The 4713-nt window shown below is 27.7% G+C and carries 7 protein-coding genes; all 7 read right to left on the bottom strand.

What is annotated here, in order from left to right; all coding sequences use genetic code 11:
• Positions 1-76: 76 nt before the first annotated feature.
• Positions 77-1714 (bottom strand): ribonuclease J, encoded by a 1638-nt coding sequence (locus ACTHW2_RS10915; RefSeq protein ID WP_442263950.1) that lies wholly within the window; start codon positions 1712-1714, stop codon positions 77-79.
• A 56-nt stretch (positions 1715-1770) separates the two neighbouring features.
• Entirely contained in the window at positions 1771-2211 is a 441-nt protein-coding gene (locus ACTHW2_RS10910) for a Fur family transcriptional regulator (protein WP_442263949.1), read from the bottom strand.
• Between the two features lie 35 nt (positions 2212-2246).
• Positions 2247-2495: a DUF1292 domain-containing protein gene (locus ACTHW2_RS10905; protein ID WP_442263948.1), complete on the bottom strand. Its 249-nt coding sequence runs from the start codon at positions 2493-2495 to the stop codon at positions 2247-2249.
• On the bottom strand, positions 2492-2920 hold the full coding sequence (gene ruvX, locus ACTHW2_RS10900; protein ID WP_442263947.1) for a Holliday junction resolvase RuvX: 429 nt from the start codon (positions 2918-2920) through the stop codon (positions 2492-2494). Before ruvX ends, ACTHW2_RS10905 begins: the two co-directional genes overlap by 4 nt.
• Positions 2921-2933: 13 nt before the next feature.
• The gene (locus ACTHW2_RS10895; protein ID WP_442263946.1) at positions 2934-3881 is read right to left on the bottom strand and encodes an aldo/keto reductase; all 948 of its coding nucleotides are present in this window, start codon (positions 3879-3881) and stop codon (positions 2934-2936) included.
• Between the two features lie 66 nt (positions 3882-3947).
• Positions 3948-4208 (bottom strand): IreB family regulatory phosphoprotein, encoded by a 261-nt coding sequence (locus ACTHW2_RS10890; RefSeq protein WP_442263945.1) that lies wholly within the window; start codon positions 4206-4208, stop codon positions 3948-3950.
• A 92-nt stretch (positions 4209-4300) separates the two neighbouring features.
• The coding region (locus ACTHW2_RS10885) for a DHHA1 domain-containing protein (RefSeq protein ID WP_442263944.1) at positions 4301-4713 on the bottom strand (413 nt) is incomplete at its 5' end.

The following is a 4713-nucleotide window of genomic DNA, read 5'->3' as shown; positions in this document are numbered from 1 at the left end:
ATCTTATACTATTATACCATTTTAAAAGAATATTTAAAGATAAATCCCTAGTATAGCTTCTATACTAGGGATTTATTTAAACTTCCATTATGATAGGTAATATCATAGGATTTCTTTTTATTTTACCATAGAAAAATGATCTTAAGGCATCTCTCACATTAAATTTAAGTGTTGTCCAATCAGTAATTCTATTTTTTTCACAATCTAATAAAACTTTTCTTACGATTTCTCTAGATTCAGCAATTAAATCTTCAGATTCTCTTACATATACAAAACCTCTAGATATTATATCAGGGCCTGATATAACTTTTCTACTTTGTTTATCTATACTCATTACAACTACAATAAGACCGTCTTCTGAAAGATGTTTTCTATCTCTTAAAACTATATTCCCAACATCTCCTACTCCAAGTCCGTCTACTAAAATATTTCCCGCCTGTACCATTTTACCAAGTTTTGCTTTATCTTCTGTAAACTCAACTGTTTGACCATTTTCAATAATAAATATATTATCTTTATTAAGCCCTAGATCATTGGCCACATCAGCATGCATTTTTAAATGTCTATATTCACCATGAGCAGGAATAAAAAACTTTGGCTTAAGAAGTGTGTGAATTAACTTAAGTTCCTCCTGTTTAGCATGACCTGAAACATGAACCTCTGCTAAAGATTCATATATTACCTCTGTACCTCTTTCAATTAGTTTATCTATTATTTTAGAAACAGTTTTTTCATTTCCTGGTATAGGAGTTGCTGATATTATAACTAAATCATCTTCTAGAAGAGTGATTTTTCTATGTTCTGAATATGCTATTCTAGTTAGGGCAGACATAGGTTCACCTTGGGAACCAGTAGTTATAACTACTATTTCATCTTTTCTATATTTGTTCATATCATTTATATCTATAAATGTTCCTTCTTTTGCTTTTAAATATCCTAACTCATGTGCTACAGTAGTTGTATTTATCATTGATCTTCCAGATAATATAACTTTTCTATTGTTTCTCTCAGCTGCAGTAATTATTTGCTGAACTCTATAAACATTAGAAGCAAATGTAGCCACTAATATTCGACCTTTTGCATTAGCAAACATATCCCTAAATGTATTTCCAACTGTACTTTCACTTAGCGTATGTCCCGGCCTTTCAGCGTTTGTACTATCTGCCATTAGACAAAGTACTCCTTCTTTACCAAGCTCTGCAAGTCTAGTTAGATCCATTACATCTCCTGATATAGGAGTATAATCAATTTTAAAATCCCCTGTATGCACTATAACACCAACTGGTGTAGTAACTGCTAGAGCTGCACTATCAGGAATACTATGATTTGTATTAATGAATTCAACTTTAAAATGTTTTACAATATTTAAGTTTACATTTTCTAATTTATGCGCTTTAAATTTTGTTTCTAATAATCCTAATGTAAGCCTAGTTCCATATATTGGTATATTAAGCCTTTTAAGTGTATATGGTATAGCTCCTATATGGTCTTCATGTCCATGCGTTATAACTAAGCCCCTTATTTTATCTTTATTTTTAAATAAATAACTTATATCTGGTATAACTATATCTACACCAAGCATTTCATCTTCTGGAAAAGTCATACCACAATCTATTAGAATTATATCATTTTCATATTCTAATACAGTGATATTTTTTCCAACTTCACCTAGTCCTCCCAGGGGAATTATTTTAAGTTTTCCTTTTTTACTCACTTTATCACTCCTTGATTTTTTATTTCAATTTTTTATTTCTAATTTTTATTAATATTTTAAGATTTTTTACAAGAACTGCAATATCCATAAAATTTCACATTATGATCAACTATAGAAAAATCCTCTTGGACTTCAATAGTATTTTCCAAAGATTCTAAAAGATCTAATTCTACTTCTAAAATCTTCCCACAACTTAAACATATAAGGTGATGGTGATGGTGATCATTGTTATTTTCTTTTATTTCATATCTACTAAAGCCATCATTAAAATTGACTTTTACAACTATATTTAAACTTTCAAATAGTTGTAATGTCCTATAAATAGTTGCAATTCCTATTTCAGGATAATCTAAAGATACTAAATTAAAGACTTCCTCTGAACTTAAATGTTCATGAGAATGCTCTATTATTGTATTTAATATTGCTTTTCTTTGATCTGTTAATTTATATCCTTTTTTCCTAAGTATCATTTTATATTTTTCTATATCTAATTGCATTTTTCCACCCGCTTATTAATTAAAACACAAATTTATTATTGTAAATTTTCTTTTAATAATTCTTCATATACTTTTTCCGCTTCTTTTAATTCTTCATCATCAATTCCTGCTAATACCTCATTACCACTTTCATCAAATTCAACTTTTAAAATATATGTGTCCGATTCAATATCATTTGCAGGTAACATAGCAACATAATCTGTATCATCTAAGGTAAATTTAGCTTTTATGATAAACTCTATTTCATTCCCCAGTTCATCATAAAATAAATGTCTCTGAATCACTTTTGTCTCCCCCTTTGAAAATCATCTAAATAAGATTGTAAGATGAAACTTGCTGCTATTTTATCAATATATTGTTTTCTATTTTCTCTTCTTACATTTCCCTCTATTAATATACGTTCAGCAGACATAGTGGTCATTCTTTCATCTATATATATTACATCTATATTAAATTTATTTTTAATTTTATTTCCAAATTTCATTGTTTTTTCACTTTGTGGTCCTAGACTTCCATTCATATTTTTAGGAAGACCTACAACAACTCTTTTTATATCATATTCATCTATTAAATCTTTTATTTCTAAAAAATCTTTCTTTTTACCTACTCTTTTTATAGTTTTTATCCCTTGAGCTGTAAATCCTAATAAATCGCTTACCGCTACACCTATATATTTATCTCCTACATCAAGTCCTAATATTCTTTCCATTTACATTCTCCATTTAAATTACTTTTATACAAAATTCTGGGCACACACTAGCACAGTACCCACATAATATACATTTATCGTTAGGTACAGCCTTACCATCTAATATATTTATACCATTTTGTTGACATCGTTCTACACAATTTCCACAAGCTATACAATAATCAGCTACTATTAATCGCCTTTTTTGTTTATTTATTTGTTCTTTAATATTTTTATCTATATATCCTTTTTTTATTAAACTTATATTTGCATCTATTTCTTTAGTAGATTGCATACCAATAGCTATAGAATCTATGAATGGAATTTCTTTTACAAAGTTAAAAGACCTTTCAATATCTTTTATTAAATGTCCTCCACCAAGTGGTTTCATAGCATATATACCTTTGCCTAGTTCCTTTACATCTTTTAATTCTTTTAGCATATCATCTATAGTTCCATCTTGAATTCCTATTCCAGGTTTATTTACTATAGGATGAATTATTTCTATTTCTTTTATTTTTTTAGCAGCTACAGCTCCGGCTACATTGTGAGTTGATATCCCAAACGCCTTAATCAAACCTTTTTCCTTTGCCTTTAAAAAATATTCAACTGCTTCAAAATGTCCTTTTACAGTATATATACTTTCTTGCTCATGTAACATAAATATATCTATATAGTCTGTGTCAAGTTCTTTTAAAGCATATTCAAGACTTTCTTTTGCCATTTCTTTTGTGTATGCATAACATTTGCTTGCTATACAATAATCTTCTCTTTTAATATTTTTTAAAGCTCTTTTGATGTAATTATAATTTTCATACAATTCTGCTGTATCTAAAAAGTTTATTCCTCTTTCAAATGCATATTCTATTAAATATGCTCCTTCCTTTAGTGATAAATTTGCTTGGAAAGGTGTCATAGTTAAAGAACCAAAACAAAGTTTAGATACTTCTATATTAGTATCTCCCAATAATATTTTTTCCATTAATGCACTTCCTATATTCTATAAAAAAATCTTATAGAATGGATATAGATATATCCATTCTATAATTTATCCATTATATTTCAAATATTCTTTTAATATTTCTTCTAATATTTCATCTCTTTCTATTTTTTTAATAATAGATCTAGCATCTTTATGACTTGTTATATAAGTTGGATCACCCGATAAAATATAACCTATGATTTGATTTATAGGTTCATATTCTTTTTCTTTTAATGCCTTATATACATATAATAGTATTTCTTTAGGTTCGGTCATATTTTCCTTTGGCACTTCAAACTTCATCGTCTCATCATTATATTTATCCATTTTGAGTACCTCCATTATTTTTATTATACCATACAATTCCATATTTACATAAAAACTATTATTAATTAATAATAGTTTTTATGTAAATCAATTTATTTTGATATTAAATCAGGAACTATTTCAAAAGCTTCTTCTAATTTTGACGGATCTTTTCCGCCAGCTTGAGCGATATTTGGTCTACCTCCACCATTTCCACCTGTAATTTTTGCAACTTCTCTAACAATATTACCAGCTAGGATACCTTTATTATTTAAATCTTTAGTAACCATTGTTAAAAACATAATCTTTCCTTCCGTAACTGATGCAAGCACTATAACACCAGAATCTAGATTATCCTTCACTTTATCTCCTAAATTTCTAAGACTTTCCATATCCATATTATCTACTTTATATGTTATATATGATATATCATTTATTTGTTTTATTGTTCCTAAAATTTCTTTAGACAAATCTCCTGCTAGTCTTTTCTTTAATTCTTCAATTTCTTTTTCTTTGTTTTTTAATT

The organism is Tissierella sp. (genome assembly GCF_052089545.1).
In the GTDB taxonomy this organism is placed as follows: Bacteria; Bacillota; Clostridia; order Tissierellales; family Tissierellaceae; genus Tissierella_A.
The sequence above is the reverse complement of the archived record's forward strand: the minus strand, read 5'-3'. Positions and strand labels throughout refer to the sequence as shown.